This window comes from Pseudomonas sp. BN414 (assembly GCF_029871275.1).
GTDB lineage: Bacteria > Pseudomonadota > Gammaproteobacteria > Pseudomonadales > Pseudomonadaceae > Metapseudomonas > Metapseudomonas resinovorans_C.
On record NZ_SSOL01000071.1, the window covers coordinates 16,333 to 32,221 of the forward strand.

General features: G+C 63.3%; 15 protein-coding genes. 4 read left to right on the forward strand and 11 right to left on the reverse strand.

From position 1 onward, the window contains the following. Window positions 1-33: 33 nt before the first annotated feature. Genes plsX through E8E95_RS18135 form a run of 3 tightly spaced genes read right to left on the reverse strand, consistent with a single transcriptional unit; the run spans window position 34 to window position 1,771 of the window. Window positions 34-1,044 carry a phosphate acyltransferase PlsX gene (gene plsX / locus E8E95_RS18125; protein WP_280352455.1) on the reverse strand — a complete coding sequence of 337 codons (1,011 nt, stop codon included), beginning with the start codon at window positions 1,042-1,044 and terminating at the stop codon, window positions 34-36. 3 nt (window positions 1,045-1,047) lie between these two features. Beyond that, window positions 1,048-1,230, reverse strand: coding sequence for a 50S ribosomal protein L32 (gene rpmF, locus E8E95_RS18130; protein WP_044870244.1), 183 nt, complete (start codon window positions 1,228-1,230; stop codon window positions 1,048-1,050). A gap of 13 nt (window positions 1,231-1,243) precedes the next feature. Continuing rightward, on the reverse strand, window positions 1,244-1,771 hold the full coding sequence (locus E8E95_RS18135) for a YceD family protein (RefSeq protein ID WP_280352459.1): 528 nt from the start codon (window positions 1,769-1,771) through the stop codon (window positions 1,244-1,246). Window positions 1,772-1,879: 108 nt separating this feature from the next. Here E8E95_RS18135 and E8E95_RS18140 point away from each other — a divergent pair, with 108 nt between their 5' ends. Beyond that, window positions 1,880-2,458, forward strand: coding sequence for a nucleoside triphosphate pyrophosphatase (locus tag E8E95_RS18140; RefSeq protein WP_280352461.1), 579 nt, complete (start codon window positions 1,880-1,882; stop codon window positions 2,456-2,458). Between the two features lie 64 nt (window positions 2,459-2,522). Here E8E95_RS18140 and sppA read toward each other — a convergent pair whose 3' ends face one another. From sppA to rluC, 3 genes are read right to left on the reverse strand one after another with little or no spacing between them, the layout of a single operon-like run. Further along, window positions 2,523-3,503, reverse strand: a complete 981-nt coding sequence (gene sppA, locus E8E95_RS18145; RefSeq protein ID WP_280352463.1) for a signal peptide peptidase SppA — start codon at window positions 3,501-3,503, stop codon at window positions 2,523-2,525. Next, on the reverse strand, window positions 3,496-4,188 hold the full coding sequence (locus tag E8E95_RS18150; RefSeq protein ID WP_280352465.1) for an HAD-IA family hydrolase: 693 nt from the start codon (window positions 4,186-4,188) through the stop codon (window positions 3,496-3,498). Before E8E95_RS18150 ends, sppA begins: the two co-directional genes overlap by 8 nt. Beyond that, on the reverse strand, window positions 4,181-5,134 hold the full coding sequence (gene rluC / locus E8E95_RS18155) for a 23S rRNA pseudouridine(955/2504/2580) synthase RluC (RefSeq protein WP_280352467.1): 954 nt from the start codon (window positions 5,132-5,134) through the stop codon (window positions 4,181-4,183). Before rluC ends, E8E95_RS18150 begins: the two co-directional genes overlap by 8 nt. Window positions 5,135-5,691: 557 nt before the next feature. Here rluC and rne point away from each other — a divergent pair. After that, a complete protein-coding gene (rne, locus tag E8E95_RS18160; protein WP_280352469.1) occupies window positions 5,692-8,769 on the forward strand; it encodes a ribonuclease E in 3,078 nt (1,025 codons plus the stop codon). Between the two features lie 64 nt (window positions 8,770-8,833). Here the strand turns inward: rne and E8E95_RS18165 are convergent, their stop codons facing one another. The 4 genes from E8E95_RS18165 to E8E95_RS18180 form a co-directional block, all read right to left on the reverse strand. Further along, window positions 8,834-10,615: an ABC transporter transmembrane domain-containing protein gene (locus tag E8E95_RS18165; protein ID WP_280352471.1), complete on the reverse strand. Its 1,782-nt coding sequence runs from the start codon at window positions 10,613-10,615 to the stop codon at window positions 8,834-8,836. An 8-nt stretch (window positions 10,616-10,623) separates the two neighbouring features. Then, a complete protein-coding gene (locus tag E8E95_RS18170) occupies window positions 10,624-11,034 on the reverse strand; it encodes a DoxX-like family protein (protein WP_280352473.1) in 411 nt (136 codons plus the stop codon). Next, window positions 11,021-11,461 (reverse strand): thiol-disulfide oxidoreductase DCC family protein, encoded by a 441-nt coding sequence (locus E8E95_RS18175; protein WP_280352474.1) that lies wholly within the window; start codon window positions 11,459-11,461, stop codon window positions 11,021-11,023. The genes E8E95_RS18170 and E8E95_RS18175 overlap by 14 nt, the downstream gene beginning before the upstream one ends. Window positions 11,462-11,532: 71 nt before the next feature. Continuing rightward, window positions 11,533-12,660 carry an ATP-NAD kinase family protein gene (locus E8E95_RS18180; RefSeq protein WP_280352476.1) on the reverse strand — a complete coding sequence of 376 codons (1,128 nt, stop codon included), beginning with the start codon at window positions 12,658-12,660 and terminating at the stop codon, window positions 11,533-11,535. Window positions 12,661-12,852: 192 nt separating this feature from the next. Between E8E95_RS18180 and E8E95_RS18185 the strand changes: the two genes are divergently transcribed. Then, window positions 12,853-13,029 (forward strand): PA1571 family protein, encoded by a 177-nt coding sequence (locus E8E95_RS18185; RefSeq protein WP_179062020.1) that lies wholly within the window; start codon window positions 12,853-12,855, stop codon window positions 13,027-13,029. A 35-nt stretch (window positions 13,030-13,064) separates the two neighbouring features. On the opposite strand, the gene pdxB is transcribed toward E8E95_RS18185, so the two are convergent. Continuing rightward, a complete protein-coding gene (gene pdxB, locus E8E95_RS18190) occupies window positions 13,065-14,207 on the reverse strand; it encodes a 4-phosphoerythronate dehydrogenase PdxB (RefSeq protein ID WP_280352479.1) in 1,143 nt (380 codons plus the stop codon). A gap of 268 nt (window positions 14,208-14,475) precedes the next feature. Here pdxB and E8E95_RS18195 point away from each other — a divergent pair, with 268 nt between their 5' ends. Further along, on the forward strand, window positions 14,476-15,858 hold the full coding sequence (locus E8E95_RS18195; RefSeq protein WP_280352481.1) for an MATE family efflux transporter: 1,383 nt from the start codon (window positions 14,476-14,478) through the stop codon (window positions 15,856-15,858). Window positions 15,859-15,889: the final 31 nt, after the last annotated feature.

A 15,889-nucleotide genomic window follows, 5' to 3' on the forward strand; every position in this document is an offset into this window, starting at 1 on the left:
TTTGGATGACAGGCTGCCGGTAGCGGTCACATCCTACAGCAACAGATGTTCCAGTCTGCCGTGAAGGCGCTGCGGGAGGTTCTCGCGAACTTCGATCAGCGCGCGACGAATGGCGCTCTGGAAGCCTTCCGAGCCGGCCGAACCATGACTCTTGATCACGATGCCCTGCAGCCCCAGGAAGCTCGCCCCGTTATGGCGCGCCGGAGTCAGATCGGTCCGAAGACGGCGCAGCAACGGCAGGGCCAGCGCACCCACCACGCGAGAAGCGAAGGTTTCGTTGAACAGCGCTTCCATTCGAGTGGAAATCATCGAGGCTAATCCTTCGCTGGACTTGAGCAGGATATTGCCGACGAAACCGTCACAAACCACCACGTCGGCCTCGCCCCGATAGAGGCCATCGCCTTCGATATAGCCGATGTAATTGAGACCTTCGGCCTGCTGCAGCAGGCTCGCCGCAAGCTTGACCTGCTGGTTGCCCTTGATGTCCTCGGTTCCGACATTCAGTAATGCGATACGAGGACCAGGAGTGCCGAGCGCCTCAGCTGCAACAGCCCCCATCACGGCGAACTGGTAGAGATGCTCGGCGCTGCAATCGACGTTGGCGCCCAAGTCGAGCAGATGGCAATGCCCCCGCGCCGTGGGAATCGCACTGACCATGGCGGGGCGATCGATACCTGGCAGGGTCTTCAGCACGTAGCGCGACAGCGCCATCAGGGCACCGGTATTGCCAGCACTGACACAGGCTTGGGCTCGTCCATTGCGCACAAGATCGAGGGCGACACGCATCGAGGCATCCGGCTTCCCGCGCAGGGCTTGTGCCGGGCGCTCGTCCATGGCGATCACTTCGCTGGCGTGTTCGATTTGCAGGCGCTGGCGATCGACCGCAGGGATGCGGGCAACGAGTTCTTCAAGGAGGGGAGCTTGGCCGACGAGGACCAGGTGAAGCGAGGGGAATTCAGCCAGACAGGCGACGCTGGCTGGAACAATGCAGCGGGGACCGTAGTCCCCGCCCATTGCATCAATCGCGATGATCGAGGCGACCAAGGATTACTCGGCAGCGCCCTTGTCGATCACTTTGCGACCGCGGTAGAAACCGTCCGGGGAAACGTGGTGGCGCAGGTGAACTTCACCAGTGCTCTTCTCTACGGACAGGGCGTTGGCTTCGAGGGCGTCGTGGGAACGACGCATGTCGCGTGCCGAGCGGGATTTTTTGTTCTGCTGAACAGCCATAATCAATTAACTCCTAAACGTTTGGGTCACGCTTTAACTGCGCCAGTACGCTGAACGGGTTGGACCGCGGTACCTCGTTCTCGCTCGGCTCGGGCTCATTGGTGCCCGCCGGCTGCTGGCAATCTTCAGGGTCATGGGCCGGAACAATGGGCAGGGCAAGCAACAGCTCATCCTCGACCAGAGTCATCAGATCCAACGGATCCTCACCCACTTCCAGCACGTCATAGCCCTTCGGCAGCGACTGACTGTCCGCCCCTTCCCTCACCACGGCGTAATCACACTCGCTGTGGATGTTCAGGGTGACCAGCTCTAGACAACGCTGGCAAACCATCTTGACCTCGACGTCAATCCGGCTGTGAATTACGACAGCACGACGCTCGTCACGGGCGAACGCGAGGCTTGCATGGATGCTGCCCGCGTTGTCCGCTAGGGGATCGCAGAGTCGCTCCAGACTGGCGAGCGCAATGCCACCCTCTAGAGTGACTTCGCGGTCCGCCAGCTTGCGCGGATCTACATGAGGTGGAATCGGCCCATTCAACATAGGCGCGACATTCTAGGGACGAGCCCCTGCCCTGTCAAAAGAATTTCCGCATTGTCCGCGTGCGACGGGCCTCTATAGAATTTCCCGCCTCTCAGACCGGAGATTGCCATGCTACCCCTGGTACTTGCATCCAGCTCACCCTATCGACGCGAACTGCTCGAACGCCTGCGACTGCCTTTTACCTGGGGCGCACCCGCTATCGATGAAAGCCGTCGGACGGATGAACCCGCCGAACAACTGGTGCGCCGACTGGCACTGGAGAAGGCCAGAGCCCTTGCCAGCCAGAACCCGAACCATCTGATCATCGGCTCGGACCAGGTCGCCGCGCTGGGCGAGCAGATCCTCGGCAAACCCCATGATTTCGAACGCGCCCGAAATCAACTACTGGCAGCTAGCGGAACCAGTGTCAGCTTCCTGACCGGCCTTGCCCTCGTGAATAGCGCTACCGGCCACTACCAGGTGGACTGCGTGCCCTTCACCGTGCATTTCCGCGAGCTGGACGCCGAACGCATAGGCCGCTATCTGGAAGCGGAGCAACCCTATGATTGCGCCGGCAGCTTCAAGGCAGAAGGACTAGGTGTCAGCCTGTTCCGTGCGACCGAAGGCCCGGACGCCACCAGCCTCGTCGGCCTGCCACTGATTCGACTCGTGGACATGCTGCTCGCCGAAGGCGTACAGATTCCCTGATTCACCCATATAGAAGGAAGAAAGCCCGGCTTCTGGCCGGGCTTTCTTTTTTAGCAGACACGAATCAACGCAAGCTCGGCCCCTGGAACCCCATCCAGAGCGCCAACCGCTCGGCAACGCTGGCGCCGAACTTTTTCGAGAAGCGATCGAGGGGCGACTCCTGCACGGTGTAGTCGACGATCTCTTTCGCACCGACGACCTCGCGCGCAACGAAACTGGTATTGCCGAGTTTATCCACCAGACCAAGCGCCAACGCCTGCTCACCCGACCAGACCAGCCCGCTGAAGAGCTCGGGATGCCCATCGACCTTGAGTCGATCGCCACGTCCTTTTTTCACGCTCTCGATGAACTGCTGGTGAGTGGTATCCAGGACGCTTTGCCAGAACTGGGTTTCCTCAGCCTTCTGCGGTTGAAACGGATCCAGGAAGGCCTTGTGCTCGCCGGAGGTATAGACGCGGCGCTCAACACCCAACTTGCCCATGGCATCGACGAAACCGAAGCTCGCCGCAGTGACACCAATAGACCCGACCAGACTCGCCTTGTCGGCATAGATCTCGTCCGCCGCACTGGCAATGTAATACGCACCGGATGCGCCAAGATCGGTGATCACCGCGTAAACCTTGATGTCCTTGTGCTCCGCACGCAGCCGACGGATCTCGTCATAGATGTAACCGGACTGCACCGGGCTGCCACCCGGACTATTGATCCGCAGCACGACACCCTTGGTCTTCGGATCCTCGAAAGCCGCACGCAGGCTGGTCACGATGTTGTCGGCACTCGCAGCCTCTTCATCGGCGATCATTCCACGGACCTCGACCAGCGCCGTGTGCTCCTGGCTGCGCGCAGCGCTTTTCTGCAGATCGAATGCCGGCGAGAACAGTGCAAGGGCGACGAACAGATAGAGGAAGGTCAGGGATTTGAAAAAAATGCCCCAGCGCCGGGCACGACGCTGTTCCTGGACTCCCGCCAGAACAGCCTTCTCCAGCAACTTCCAACTCTTCTGCTCAGCCTTGTCGGCAGGCGCTTCTTTCCATTCGTCAGACATAAAGCTCCACCTCTCGGGATTGCCGGCTCAGGTCACCTTCCAGCCAGTGACGCAGCTCTTCGAAACGCTCGATCGCCAGCCTGGGCGACTCCTTGAGCAACTCAGCAAGCGGCTGGGCGCCATACCCAACCGCCACGGAATCCATCCCGGCCCGATGCGCCATGCGCAAATCGAAGGGAGAATCCCCCACCATCACGGCCTGCTCGGCAGCCACTCCGCAATGCGCAAGGATTTCATGCAGCATGCGCGGATCAGGCTTGCTCGCGGTCTCGTCCGCGCAGCGAGTGACATCGAAGTAATCCAGCCAGCCACGCCCGGCCAGCACATGCTCCAACCCCCGGCGACTTTTGCCGGTGGCCACCGCGAGACGATAGCCCTGGGCACGAAACACCTCCAGCGCCTCGGCCACCCCCTCGAACAGCGGCGAGGGCTGGCGCTCCAGCGTGTGGTAGTGCTCACCGTAACGCTGGCGGAATGCGTCGATGCACCGGGGATCGTCGAGCTCCGGATAGAGCGTCGCGATCGCCTCCGGCAGACCGAGCCCGATGATGCCCTTGATAGCCGCATCATCTCGCCACGGAAGTCCGGAAACCTCTGCAGCCACGCGCATGGACTCGACGATACGGGCGATGGAATCAACCAACGTGCCGTCCCAGTCGAAAATCAGCAGCTGGTAATCAGGCACCGAGACGCTCCAGGGTTTTTTGCCACATCTCGTCAACCGGAGCCTCCAGCTTCAGCTCACCCCCATCGGGGAGACTGATCGCCAAGGAGTGTGCGTGAAGGAACAGGCGCTTGCCGCCCAACTCACGAACCTCACGAGTGAAATCCTCGTCGCCGTACTTGGGATCGCCGGCAATGGAATGACCGGCATGCTTGGCGTGCACACGAATCTGATGAGTACGCCCGGTAATCGGGCTGGCTTCCACCAGGGTGGCGAACTCCCCGAAACGGCGCACGACGCGAAACTCGGTAAGCGCCTCCTTGCCTTCCGGATTCACTTCGACCATGCGCTCGCCGGAGCGCAGATTGTTCTTCATCAACGGCGCACTGACCTTCTTCTTCGAAGTCGGCCAACTACCGCGCACCAGCGCCAGATAACGCTTGTCGACGCCGTCGCCACGCAGCGCCTCGTGAAGGTGACGCAGCATGCTGCGCTTCTTGGCGATCATCAGGAGCCCGGACGTATCGCGATCGAGACGGTGCACCAACTCGAGATCCTTGCTCTCCGGGCGCAGCTGACGAAAGGCTTCAATCACCCCGAAGCTGAGACCGCTTCCGCCGTGCACCGCAATGCCGGCCGGCTTGTTCAGCACGATCAGGGCCTTGTCCTCATAGACGATCGCACTCTCGAGGCGCTCCAGCAGGCCCTGAGCCACGGGTGCAGGCTCGTCGGGTTCCGAGAGCCGCAGTGGCGGAACGCGAATGACGTCGCCTGCCTGGAGCTTGTACTCGGGTTTGATGCGCCCCTTGTTCACGCGGACTTCGCCCTTTCGAAGGATGCGATAAATCAACGTCTTGGGCGCACCTTTCAACTGAGTGCGTAGGAAATTGTCGATGCGTTGGCCGGCATATTCCGGCGCAACCTCAAGCAGCTGGACGCTGGAGGTTGGAGAGGCAGGAGTGTTCATTTGCGCATCATAACAATTTTTTATGGATTTGAAGCACTTAATGATTACTGCTATAGTCGCGAACGCCGCCAAAAGCGGCCTGGTTTCAGGGTGTTCGCCAAAACTGCCACCCTAACCGCTGCAACCCTTTCAGGACGTGAGGCCGTCCGACAGAAAATTCGCTGCAATGACTGCGAATTTTCAGAAACCAAAGCCTTGAGCCATGACGCGTGATCGCCCCTTTCCTTTGGGAGATCACGGTAAATGCAACCCGCTACGGATTCAGCGAGCGGCACCCGATTTTCAAGGGATAAGTGTAGGGTGGAGATGCATAACCGTCGGACTGCGTAGTTTCAAGACGCTTCATTTCGTCCGCTTCCGACCGTTGATTCCTCCTCCTGAACAAGTGCTTCTGTCACGACAGCAAGCAGGAGACGTAGTCGCGATTCCGGTCCCTTTGACTGGAGCTCGCTGGACACTGGAGTGGCACGCCGCTCCTGACACGCACCTGACACCGACCGCGAGAGTCGTGTGCGCCAATCGCCGTTTCCGGTAGCCCGGAAACCCATTGGTACCACATGAAAAGAATGCTGATTAACGCGACTCAGCCCGAAGAGTTGCGTGTTGCTCTGGTCGACGGCCAACGCCTGTACGATCTGGACATTGAATCGGGTGCCCGCGAGCAGAAAAAGGCCAACATCTACAAAGGCCGAATCACTCGTATCGAACCCAGCCTTGAAGCCGCCTTCGTCGACTTCGGCGCCGAGCGCCACGGCTTCCTGCCCCTGAAAGAAATCTCCCGCGAGTACTTCAAGAAGTCCCCCGAAGGCCGCATCAACATCAAGGAAGTGCTCAGCGAAGGCCAGGAAGTCATCGTCCAGGTCGAGAAAGAAGAGCGCGGCAACAAGGGCGCTGCCCTGACCACCTTCATCAGCCTTGCCGGTCGTTACCTGGTGCTGATGCCGAACAATCCCCGCGCAGGCGGCATCTCCCGCCGCATCGAAGGCGAAGAGCGCAACGAACTGCGTGAAGCGCTGAACGGCCTCAACGCTCCGGCCGACATGGGCCTGATCGTTCGTACTGCCGGCCTGGGCCGCTCCAGCGAAGAGCTACAGTGGGACCTGGATTACCTGCTGCAACTCTGGAGCGCCATCAAGGAAGCTTCCGGTGAGCGCGGCGCTCCCTTCCTGATCTATCAGGAAAGCAACGTCATCATCCGCGCCATCCGCGACTACCTGCGCCAGGACATCGGTGAAGTACTGGTCGACAGCGTCGAAGCCCACGAGGAAGCCCTGAGCTTCATTCGCCAGGTGATGCCGCAGTACCAGAGCAAAATCAAGCTCTACCAGGACAGCGTTCCGCTGTTCAACCGCTTCCAGATCGAAAGCCAGATCGAAACCGCCTTCCAGCGCGAAGTGAAGCTGCCATCCGGTGGCTCCATCGTCATCGACCCGACCGAAGCCCTGGTGTCCATCGACATCAACTCGGCTCGTGCGACCAAAGGTGGCGATATCGAAGAAACCGCCCTGCAGACCAACCTGGAAGCGGCTGAAGAAATCGCCCGCCAACTGCGCCTGCGCGACATCGGCGGCCTGATCGTCATCGACTTCATCGACATGACGCCGGCCAAGAACCAGCGTGCCGTGGAAGAAAAAGTCCGCGAAGCCCTGGAAGCCGACCGCGCCCGCGTTCAGATCGGTCGTATCTCGCGCTTCGGCCTGCTGGAAATGTCCCGTCAGCGCCTGCGTCCGTCCCTGGGCGAGACCAGCGGCATCGTCTGCCCCCGTTGCGACGGCCAGGGCATCATCCGTGACGTGGAATCCCTCTCGCTGGCCATCCTGCGCCTGATCGAGGAAGAGGCCCTCAAGGACCGCACCGCCGAAGTCCGCGCCCAAGTGCCGATCCCGGTTGCCGCCTTCCTGCTCAACGAGAAGCGCAACAGCATCACCAAGATCGAGCTGCGCAGCCGTTCGCGCATCGTCATCCTGCCGAACGACCACCTGGAAACCCCGCACTTCGAAGTCCAGCGCCTGCGCGACGACAGCCCGGAAGTGCAGAACAACCAGTCCAGCTACGAAATGACCCCGGCCGAGGTGGAAGAAGTCCAACCGGTCAGCTCCACCCGCACCCTGGTTCGCCAGGAAGCAGCGGTGAAGACCGTTTCCCCCGAGCGCCCGGTTCCGGCACCGACCGCAGTCGCTCCGCAAGCCCAACCGGCACCGACTCCCGAGCCCAGCTTGTTCAAGGGTCTGGTCAAGTCTCTGGTAGGTCTGTTCGCCGGCAAGGAAGAGCCCAAGGTCGAAGCCGAGAAGCCTGCTGCCGAGCGTCAGCCGCGTGGTGAAGAGCGCCGCAATGGACGTCAGCAGAACCGTCGTCGCGATGGCCGTGAAGGCCGCGAACCTCGTGAAGGCCGCCGCGAGGAAGATCGCAAGCCGCGCGAAGAACGCCAGCCTCGCGAAGCCCGTGAAGGCCAAGAGGCCCGCCGCGAGCGTCCAGCCCGCGAAGAGCGTCAGCCGCGTGAAGAACGCCAGCCTCGCGAAGAGCGTCAGGCTCGTGAGCCCCGTGAGGAGCGTCAACCGCGTGAAGAGCGCCAGCCTCGCGAAGAGCGTCAGCCACGTGAAGCCCGTGAGCCCCGCGAAGAGCGTCAGCCGCGTGAAGCCCGTGAGCCTCGTGAGCCCCGCGAACCGCGCGAAGGCCAGGAAGGTCGCCGCGAGCGTGGCGAACGCGCCGAGCGTCCGGCCCGCGAAGAGCGTCAGCCGCGTGAAGAGCGTCAACCTCGCGAAGAGCGTCAGCCGCGTGCCGAACTGGCCCAGGCCGAGCCAGTCGACGAGGAACTGCTGAACAACGAAGAGCTGCTGCAGGACGACGATCAGGACGGCTCCGATGACGAGCGTCCTCGCCGCCGTTCCCGTGGCCAGCGCCGCCGCAGCAACCGCCGCGAGCGTCAGCGTGAAGCCAACGGTGATGAGCTGGTGGAAGGTCAGGAAGATGGCGAAGCAGCCCCGGTTGCTGCCGCTGTCGCCACCGGTGTAGTTGCCGCTGAAGTTGTTGCCGAAGCCGTTACCGAAGCCCCGGCCCCCACCGAAGCTCCGGTTGTCGAAACCGCAGCTGCCGAAGCCGTGGTCGTCCAGGTCGAAGAAACTGCTGCGTTTGTCGAGCAAGCTCCGGTGGTAGAAGCGCCCGTGGTGGAAGCACCCCAGGCCGTTGAAGCCGCCCCTGTTGCTGAAGCCGTGGTAGAAGCACCTGCCGTTGTCGAAGAAGCTCCGGTCGTTGCGCCGCAGCCTGAAGTACCGGCAGCCCAGGCTCCGACCAGCTCCGGCCGTGCCGCCAACGATCCGCGCGAAGTGCGTCGTCGTCAGCGCGAAGCCGAGCGTCTGGCCAAGGAAGCCGAAGAGTCAGCCGCCAAGGCCGTCGAAGCTGTTGCTGCCGCCGAACCGGTTTCCGCTGCTGCTCACGCCGTCGCAGACGTCGAAGAAACAGTGGTAGCTGCCGAGCAGAAGGTTGAAGAAACCGTCGAGCAAGCAGTAGAGACCCCGGCTGAACAGCCTGAACAACTCGTGCTCGTGACTGAAGCTGAAGTACCGGCGCAAGCCGAGACCAAGGCCGACGAAGAAGAGAAGGAAGAAGCCAAGGACGAGACTAAACCAGTCGTCTGAAGCTTTTTCTGAATGAAAAAGGGGATGCCAATGGCATCCCCTTTTTTTTGCTCAACGGGTACCGCTACTCGACTTCATTCTCCGTCCGGGCACCGAACTGCAGCTCCGCCAGCCGCGCATAGAGCGGGCTGCTGGCCACCAGCTGCGCGTGACGACCGATTGCCACTACCCTGCCCCGCTCCATCACCGCAATGCGATCGGCATTCTGTACGGTGGCCAGGCGATGAGCGATCACCAGGGTGGTTCGCCCGCTCATCAGAGCCGGCAGGGCCTGCTGGATAAGGTGTTCGCTTTCCGCATCCAGGGCGCTGGTGGCCTCGTCCAGCAGCAGGATCGGGGCATCCACCAGCAGGGCACGTGCAATTGCCAGACGCTGGCGCTGACCACCGGACAGGCCGATACCCCCCTCTCCCAGATGAGTGCGATAACCCTGTGGCAGGCGGGCGATGAACTCGTGCGCATGGGCCGCTCGGGCAGCAGCTTCGACCTCGGCATCGCTGGCCTCAGGTCGGCCGTAGCGAATGTTGTCTTCGACACTGCCATAGAACAGGGCTGGATTCTGGGATACCAGGGCGAAGCAACGGCGCAGGTCGGCAGGATCGAGCTGGCGAAGCTCCACCCCCTCCACACGGATGCTCCCGGTCTGGGGATCGAAGAAGCGCAGCAGCAGCTCGAATACAGTCGACTTGCCCGCCCCGGACGGCCCCACCAGCGCCAGGGTTTCGCCAGGACGAACGGCCAGGCTGACGCCGTCCAGCGCGTTCACATCAGGTCGCCCCGGATAGGCAAAGTGCACATCCTCCAGCTCGATCTGCCCACTGACCCGCTCCGGTAGCGTCGCCCGCCCTTCAAGCGGTGCATGAATGGCATTGCGCGCCTGCAACAGTTCAGCGATGCGTTCCGCTGCACCCGCGGCGCTCTGCAGCTCGCCGATCACCTCGCTGATGGCGCCGAAAGCGGCACCCACGATCAGGCTGTAGAACACGAAGGCCGCCAGGTCGCCGGGAGAAATGCGTCCGGCGATCACGTCTGTGCCGCCGACCCAGAGCATCACACCTACGGCGCCCAGCACCAGCAGGATCACCAGGGTGATCAGCCAGGCGCGCTGGGTGATGCGACGCCGCGCAGTATCGAATGCACCTTCCACGGTGCCGGCGAATCGTTGGCGGTCCTGCGCCTGGTGGTTATACGCCTGCACCGTCTTGATCTGGCCAAGGGTCTCGCCCACATAGCTGCCGACGTCGGCGATGCGATCCTGGCTCTGCCGCGACAGTTTCCGTACCCGTCGACCAAAGATGAGAATCGGCGCCAGCACCAGCGGCAACGCCAGCAGCACGATGCCGGTCAGCTTGGGGTTGGTGACGAACAGCAGGCCAATGCCCCCAACCAGCATGATCCCGTTGCGCAATGCCATGGACATCGAGGAGCCGATCACCGATTGCAGCAACGTGGTGTCTGCCGTCAGCCGCGACTGGATTTCCGATGCGCGATTGCTTTCGTAGAAGCCCGGATGGAGCTGGATCAGGTGGTCGAACACGCGCTTGCGGATATCCGCAACGAAGCGCTCACCAATCCAGGAAACCAGGTAGAAGCGCGTGAAGGTGCCCAGCGCCAGGGCCAGCACCAGGCCGAAGAACAGCATGATCGAATGCCGCAACGACGCTTCGGACTGCGTGGCCAGCCCCTGGTCGACCAACAGGCGAATGCCCTGGCCCATGGACAGGGTGATACCGGCAGTGAACAACAGCGCCAGCAAGGCGCCGATCACCCGCCAGCGATACGGCGCGACGAAGCGCCCGGCCATGCGCAGCGCACTACGCTGCCGTGCGGAAAGAAAAGATGCCATCGAGGGACTCAGTCGGGTTGTCCAAGGGATTGCTCGCTGCATACAGGCGCTTCGGCCCACCAACCCACCAGGCAGAGGCACAACGCGACCAGGTTGGTGGAGAGCGGGTTGAATGCCTGGATCAGCAGGCCCGGAGTGAACAAGGCCACGTCCAGCAGCAGCCCTGCCAGCAGCAGCGCCGCGAGTGCGAGGGGCCAGCGAGACTGGCGTACGCCCAAGAGGATCAGCGCGAGGATGATTTCCGCCAGTCCGGCCAGGGTCGCCACCAGCTCGACATGCGTGAGGCCGTGGGCGGTGATCATCAGCCTCTCGTCGGAGCTCAGCCAGAGCAGCTTCGGCACCAGGCCGTGATAGAGGAACAGGAGTGCCAGCCCACAACGGGCAAGCATTGCGAAGCGTCGCAGCTCAGCGATCGGCATTCAGAAAGCGCCCCTCATGGTCGGGCGACGGTAACAGGCAGACGTCATACCTGCCGAAAAGGCGGTAGCGATTCAAGGCAATACGGTCGTAGCACCAGTCCCGCAAGGCCAGCGGCAGGATGCGGAATACACCCAATAGCGGCCAGGGCGTCGGCAACTGGCGGACGATGCGTGCAATGGCCTCTGAGCGGACAAACAACTCCCGGCCTTCGACGTAGAGCATGGTTGCGTAGCTGTCCGTGGGCAGGCCGAACCAGCGGAGGATCGCCTGCCCTTCCGCAGACTGCACCGACGCGAGCTTGAATACTCGCGCCCGGTCATGGCGAATCAGGAACTTCGCCCAACCGCTGCAGAGCTTGCAGACCCCGTCGAACAGCACGACGCGCTCGCCGGGTCGAACGTGGGGCGGGTACTGCTCGACATCCATCGCGATGCTCCTGCATCTACGGGAAAGTGTCGTCGATGGTATCCGATCCCCGTGGAAACCAGCGAGCGGCGTCAGCCCTCGTCGCCCCACCCAAGCGGGTAGAGGAGCTCTTCCTTGTAACCGGCCCAGACCCGCACCGCGTCGGGGAAGGCGTCGTCCAGTGCCGGATCGCCGCTGTCCACCAGTAGCGGCCGGCCCTCCAGGGTGCCGAGCTTGCGCTTGGTGGCCACCACCCGCAGGTGTTCCAGGCCGATGGCACGCAGTACCCGCGGGCTGATCTGCTGGTTGCCGCGGCCGATGATGTGACCCTGGCCACCAATGGCGGTGACGAGCAGCCGCGCGGGATGCCCATCCACGAGCTCGAACAGTTGCGTCTCGGTGACGTCGCGGGCGATCACCGCGCCGTTCTCGATCACATCCACACCCAGCAGCGTCGTCTCCAGGCCCAGGTTGGCGGCCAGGCCATGCAGGGTGGAGCCCGGCCCGAATACATAGCGCACGTCCTCCTCCCAGCTGTCACTCAGCCAGTCGGCAAGATCCACCAGCACCAACTCCTCCGACTCCATGCCGCCTTGCTTGACGTGCTGCATGAAGTGGCCTTCCACCGGCACCGTCAGCTCGCCATACCAGCGCGCCGCCACCTTGCCGTCTCGAAGGGCGGTCTCGTCCTGGTCGCGCACCTCGCCACTGGCCAGACGCACCAGCCCGCCTTCCACCAAACGCCGCGCCAATTCCCCGGCGGCACGCGGGCTGATGGCATAGACGCCGGAGTGGATCTTCACCCCGGCGGGAATACCCAGCACCGGCTGATCGCCACGAATCGCCGCGCTGACATCCCGCGCCGTACCGTCACCACCTGCGAAGAGGATCAGCGCCACTCCGGCATCCTGCAGGGCATCGACAGCGTGGCGCGTATCGTCGGCGCTGGTGACCGGACCGTCGAGATGCCCCAGGACGCGATGGGAAAAACCCATCTCCGCCAGCAGGTCGGCGCCCATCGGGCCGGGGAAGGTGACGAACTGGATACGCCCGACAAGCGGCAACAGGCATTCCAGGGCGAGACGCGTGCGCGCAGCCGATCGAGGCTCGGCGCCTCTGGCGAGGGCATCTGCGGCGACTCCGTCGCTGCCCTTGAGCGCTGCCGGGCCGCCCAGACCGGCAAGGGGATTGATGATCAGACCCATGTGGAACAGAGACATGCTTACCTCGTACTGAACTCTCGCCCCACCCAGGGGGTCCATCCACCAGGACCAGGACGCTCGCAGTTGGCATATTCGCTGCTAGTGTTTCCTGGTCTTTCGTTTTTCCGGCGCACCCGTCGCGCCAACTGTCACTGCGCGTTCATATGCCCTACCTAGACTGCGCGCACCACCTGAATGAGGAGACAGGCCATGAGCTTGCACGACAGCACTACCGATAGCCGCGTGATCCCGCTGCAACCGCGTCGTCCCGTCGGCGGCGCGATCATCGACGCCGAAGGCCGTGAGATTCCGATCACCGAAATCATGATCCAGCGCGCCTGCCAGGAACTGCACAAGCAGCTGGCATCCGAGCTGAGAAAGGCCTGACGCGCCTGGGCCCGGGGCAATCCCGGGCCCATTATCTAAACCAGCTCGGCCCCGAGCGCCCGAACCATCTCCGCCAACTTCGGCGCCTCTCCCGTCAAACGTACCCGCAGCCCGTCGATTTCCCGTCGCACCGGATAGTGCTTGCGCAAGGCATCGAAGGCGGCGCGGCGTTGCAGCTCATCGCCCACGAGGCTACGGCGGAAGTCCGCATCGTCGCGGCGCGGGTCGTACACTGCGCGGCACAGGGTCGCCAGGGCCCAATCAAGATCGCAGCTGGCATCGAGGGTCAGTTCCTCCAGCCAGGGCGTCGGCAGCAACTCGTCCAGTTGTACGCTTTCCGCCTGGCCACTGAAGCGGCACCACGCCTGATAGATCTGCGCGGTGCCACGCAGTTTGCCATCAAGGCTGTAGCCGGCGATGTGTGGCGTGGCGATACGGCACAGGCGCGCCAGTTCGACGTCCGCCACGGGCTCGCCCTCCCAGACGTCCAGCACCGCGCGCAGGTCCTTGCGACGCTCCAGCAGCTCGCGCAAGGCACGGTTGTCGACCACTGCGCCGCGACTGGCATTGACCAGCCAGGTGCCGGGCCGCAGGCGCTCCAGCCGCTCAGCGTCAAGCAAGTGATGGGTCGGGTGGGCGCCAGCGTTGTCCAGCGGCGTGTGCAGGCTGATGGCATCGCACTCGCGGAGGATGGTTTCCAGGTCGACGAAATCACCGCCCTCAGCGGCCTGGCGCGGCGGATCGCAGACCAGCACCCGCCAGCCGAGGCCACGCAATACATCCACCAGACGCCCGCCAACCTGGCCGGCGCCGACCACGCCAAAGGTGCGCGAGGCGAGCCGGACGCCTTCGTCTTCGGCCAGCAGCAACAAACTGCCCAGCACGTAGTCGACCACGCCCCGGGCGTTGCAACCGGGCGCACTGGACCAGGCGATGCCCGCTTCAGCGAAATACTCGAGGTCGAGATGGTCGGTGCCAATGGTGCAAGTGCCCACGAATCGCACCGGACTGCCCGCCAGGAGCGCACGATCGACATGGGTCACCGAGCGCACCAGCAACAGGTCGGTGTCTGCCAGGGCTGCCGCATCGATGGCGCGGCCCGGCAGGCGGCGGATTTCACCCAGGGCGCCAAAGAAGGCGTCGACCAGGGGGATGTTTTCGTCGGCAACTATTCGCATGGCAGGCTCCTGCAGAGAGACCGCTATTCTACGCAATCACCCGCTCCTACGCCCACGCGGCAACCCGCTGCCCCTCTTTTCTGACCGTTATGTCAGGGCGTAGACTACCGGTCCCTCAGCCTCCACATCCCGTTCCGCCGGCAGCCTCTTCTGCAAAGGCTGGGATAGTGAACCGTCGCGAGCCCGTCGTGACCAGGCAACGTCCAGACCCCTTACAGCCACTCTCAGCATGGACACCACCGGCACGCCCGGAGGACGCCTTATCGATATGGAACTCTCAGTGAATCACGCAGAAACCCGACTCAGTCGCGCCAGCACGGAACTGCGCGCGCTGCTCAAGCTGGCGGCTCCCATCATGATCGCCCAGCTCTCCAACACCGCCATGGGCTTTGTCGACGCCGTCATGGCCGGCCGCGTCAGCCCGCGCGACCTCGCCGCCGTGGCGCTCGGCAACTCCATCTGGATTCCGGTCTTCCTGCTGATGACCGGCATCCTCCTCGCCACCACCGCCAAGGTTGCCGAGCGCTTCGGCGCCGGCAAGCAGGAAGACATCGGCCCCCTGGTGCGCCAGGGCCTCTGGCTGGCGCTGGCGGTCGGTCTCAGCGGTGCCCTGCTGCTGGTCAACGCACGCCCTGTTCTCGAGCTGATGGGCGTGGACCAGGAGCTGATCGACCCGGCCATGGGGTACCTGCACGGTATCGCCTTCGGCTTCCCCGCCGTGGCGCTCTACTACGTACTGCGCTGCTTCAGCGATGGCCTGGGCCGCACGCGTCCGAGCATGGTGCTGGGCATCTGCGGCCTGCTGCTGAACATTCCGCTGAACTACATCCTGATCTACGGCCACTTCGGCATGCCCGCCTTGGGTGGCGTGGGCTGCGGCTGGGCCAGCGGCACGGTGATGTGGTTCATGCTGCTGGGCATGCTGACCTGGGTGACCCGCGCACCGGCGTACAAGCCGAGCAAGCTGTTCGAGCGATTCGACCGGCCGCAACTGGCGCTGATGAAACGCCTGCTCTCGGTGGGTGTCCCCATCGGCGTCGCGGTATTCGCCGAGTCGAGCATCTTCGCCGTGATCGCCCTGCTGATCGGCGGCCTGGGCGCCACCGTGGTCGCCGGCCACCAGATCGCCCTGAACTTCAGCGCGCTGATCTTCATGATTCCCTACGCCCTGGCAATGGCCGTCACCGTGCGTGTGGGCCAGGCCCTGGGCCGCGGCGATCCACGGGCGGCGCGCTTCGCTGCGGGAGTCGGTATCGGTACCGCGCTGGCCTACGCCTGCATCTCGGCGAGCCTGATGCTGCTGTGCCGTGAGCTGATCGCAAAGATGTACTCGCCCGATCCGCAGGTGATCGCCGTGGCCGCGATGCTGATTGTCTACTCCGCGCTGTTCCAGTTCTCCGATGCCATCCAGGTCGCCGCCGCCGGCGCCTTGCGCGGCTATCAGGACACTCGCGCGACCATGATCATCACGCTGTTCGCCTACTGGGGCATCGGTCTGCCCGTGGGTTATGCGCTCGGGCTTTCCAACTGGCTGGGCGAACCCAGCGGTCCCAAGGGGCTCTGGCAGGGCCTGGTCGTAGGCCTGACCTGCGCGGCGCTGTTGCTCAGCCTGCGGCTGGCACGCAGTGCGCGAGCGAGGATTCGCAGCTAACGAAAAAGGGCCGCTTCAAGCGGCCCTTTTT

What these genes read in the sequence shown, in the direction of transcription:
- rluC (WP_280352467.1), bottom strand. Translation starts at nt 5,134, where the DNA reads ATGAACACTCCTGCCTCTCCAACCTCCAGCGTCCAGCTGCTTGAGGTT.
- E8E95_RS18170 (WP_280352473.1), bottom strand. Translation starts at nt 11,034, where the DNA reads ATGCCGATCGCTGAGCTGCGACGCTTCGCAATGCTTGCCCGTTGTGGG.
- sppA (WP_280352463.1), bottom strand. Translation starts at nt 3,503, where the DNA reads ATGTCTGACGAATGGAAAGAAGCGCCTGCCGACAAGGCTGAGCAGAAG.
- pdxB (WP_280352479.1), bottom strand. Translation starts at nt 14,207, where the DNA reads ATGCGAATAGTTGCCGACGAAAACATCCCCCTGGTCGACGCCTTCTTT.
- E8E95_RS18180 (WP_280352476.1), bottom strand. Translation starts at nt 12,660, where the DNA reads ATGTCTCTGTTCCACATGGGTCTGATCATCAATCCCCTTGCCGGTCTG.
- rne (WP_280352469.1), top strand. Translation starts at nt 5,692, where the DNA reads ATGAAAAGAATGCTGATTAACGCGACTCAGCCCGAAGAGTTGCGTGTT.
- E8E95_RS18185 (WP_179062020.1), top strand. Translation starts at nt 12,853, where the DNA reads ATGAGCTTGCACGACAGCACTACCGATAGCCGCGTGATCCCGCTGCAA.
- E8E95_RS18175 (WP_280352474.1), bottom strand. Translation starts at nt 11,461, where the DNA reads ATGGATGTCGAGCAGTACCCGCCCCACGTTCGACCCGGCGAGCGCGTC.
- E8E95_RS18140 (WP_280352461.1), top strand. Translation starts at nt 1,880, where the DNA reads ATGCTACCCCTGGTACTTGCATCCAGCTCACCCTATCGACGCGAACTG.
- E8E95_RS18195 (WP_280352481.1), top strand. Translation starts at nt 14,476, where the DNA reads ATGGAACTCTCAGTGAATCACGCAGAAACCCGACTCAGTCGCGCCAGC.
- rpmF (WP_044870244.1), bottom strand. Translation starts at nt 1,230, where the DNA reads ATGGCTGTTCAGCAGAACAAAAAATCCCGCTCGGCACGCGACATGCGT.
- E8E95_RS18135 (WP_280352459.1), bottom strand. Translation starts at nt 1,771, where the DNA reads ATGTTGAATGGGCCGATTCCACCTCATGTAGATCCGCGCAAGCTGGCG.
- E8E95_RS18165 (WP_280352471.1), bottom strand. Translation starts at nt 10,615, where the DNA reads ATGGCATCTTTTCTTTCCGCACGGCAGCGTAGTGCGCTGCGCATGGCC.